This is a genomic window from Mesorhizobium sp. M4B.F.Ca.ET.089.01.1.1, assembly GCF_004022605.1.
GTDB lineage: Bacteria > Pseudomonadota > Alphaproteobacteria > Rhizobiales > Rhizobiaceae > Mesorhizobium > Mesorhizobium abyssinicae.
On the sequence record NZ_RZOS01000821.1, the window covers coordinates 1 to 1,420 of the forward strand.

Annotated in this window: 2 protein-coding genes; both read right to left on the minus strand. The window is 68.7% G+C overall.

All coding sequences use genetic code 11. The features are described 5' to 3' along the window. On the minus strand, nucleotides 1–299 hold a 299-nt coding region (locus EN780_RS34205), incomplete at its 3' end, for a LysE family translocator (protein ID WP_133372879.1). Nucleotides 300–403: 104 nt separating this feature from the next. Next, on the minus strand, nucleotides 404–1,420 hold a 1,017-nt coding region (locus tag EN780_RS34210; protein ID WP_128276456.1), incomplete at its 5' end, for an amidase.

Genomic DNA, 1,420 nt, shown 5'->3' on the forward strand with positions numbered 1-1,420 from the left:
TCAGGGTTCAGCGTGCCTTTCGAACGGAACATCTGCACGCCCATCCAGATCAGATAGGCGGCGCCGATCAGCCTGACCCATTCGAACCAGTGCCCCATGCCGGCGATCAGCGTGTTGAGGCCGATGCCGACGATGGCGATCATGATGGCGAGGCCGGCCTGGGTGCCGGCGACATTGGCAAGGCCGGCACGCGAGCCGTGGCGGATGCTGTTGGCGATGATCAGCGTGACGGTCGGGCCGGGCACCAGGACGATGACGATGCAGGCGACGACATAGGTGGCGTAGAGTTCCAGCGACATGGTCTTCCCTCAAGCAGGATGGCGCCGATCCGGCGGCGGCCGAACGCGATCAATGCACGGCGCCGAGGCCGGCGCAAGCGCCAGCCTGCCGCCACAGGCGGTCCTCAGCTTGCCCCTGCCTGCCAGGGCAAGGTCGCCTCGTAGGCCGCGCCGGCCTTGAGCACGGCGAGGTCACCGCGTGGCCGCCCGATCAGTTGCATGCCCATCGGCCGGCCCTTGCTGTCGAAGCCGACGGGTACGTTGAGCGCCGGACAGCCGCCGAGCGTGGCGAAGGCGGAGACCTGCATCCAGCGATGGTAGCTGTCCATGGCGCGCCCGGCCACTTCGCGCGGCCAGTGGGTGGCGACCTCGAAGGGAAAGACCTGCGCGGTGGGCAGCGCGACGAGGTCGAAGCGATCGAAGATCGAGAGCAGCGTCCGGTGCCAGGACGAGCGCCGTACCGTGGCGGCATGGATCTCGGGCGCGGTGAGGCGCATCGCCTGCTCCACTTCCCAAACGGCCTCCGGCTTCAGCAGGTTGCGCCTGGCCGGATCGTCGTAGTGGACCTTGAGCGCGCAGCCGCTGCTCGCCTGGCGAAGCGTGACGAAGGCCTGCCACAGCGCCTCGAAATCGACGTCCGGCACCAGTGCTTCGCTTTGGAACGAAGCGTCGGCGAAGCGGACGAGCGCGGCCTGGCAAAGGTCGAGGATGCCGGGCTCTATCGGCAGATGGCCGCCGAGATCGCCGAGCCAGGCGATGCGGCCGCCGGTCGCCTTCGTCGACAGTCCGTCGAGGAAGGAACCCTGCTTGTCGTGCGACAGCGGGGCGCGCGGATGATGGCCGGCCTGTTCGTCGAGCAGCAGGGCGATGTCGCGGACGCTGCGGCCCATTGGCCCTTCGACGCCCATCTGGGCATGGAAGACATCGATGTCCGGCCCGGCCGGGACCAGTCCCTGCGAGGGGCGGAAGCCGTAGACGTTGTTGTAGGCGGCAGGGTTGCGCAACGAGCCGCCGAAGTCGCTGCCGTCGGCGACCGGCAGCATGTCGAGCGCCAGCGCTACCGCAGCGCCGCCGCTCGAGCCGCCGGCGGTGAGAAGCGGATCGAAGGCGTTGAGCGTCGGGCCGAACACGCTGTTGTAGGT